Annotated in this window: 1 protein-coding gene; it reads left to right on the top strand. The window is 47.2% G+C overall.

The window, feature by feature from the left end:
- Positions 1-13: 13 nt before the first annotated feature.
- The coding region (locus AC0QHF_RS09555) for a reverse transcriptase N-terminal domain-containing protein (protein WP_375341413.1) at positions 14-309 on the top strand (296 nt) is incomplete at its 3' end.

Below are 309 nucleotides of genomic sequence, written 5' to 3'. Positions count from 1 at the left end.
TTGAGTAGCAATAATGGCGTCTAGTCAAACCAAAGGATTCGGCAAGCCGAAACCAACGGTCACTAAGAATGCATGGAAAGCTATCAATTGGGCGAAAGTCCAGCGGATGGTTTTCAAGTTGCAAAAACGTATCTATCAAGCGGCTCAATCGGGACAAGACGCAAAAGCTAGAAGGTTGCAGAGACTCCTTTTGAAGTCATACTACGCAAGGCTCCTAGCGGTAAGGCGAGTAACCCAAGATAACCAAGGCAAGAAAACAGCCGGAGTGGATGGAGTGATAGCGATATCCCCGAAACAAAGGTTCACCCT

The organism is Lyngbya sp. CCY1209 (assembly GCF_055795065.1).
The sequence above is the reverse complement of the archived record's forward strand: the minus strand, read 5'-3'. Positions and strand labels throughout refer to the sequence as shown.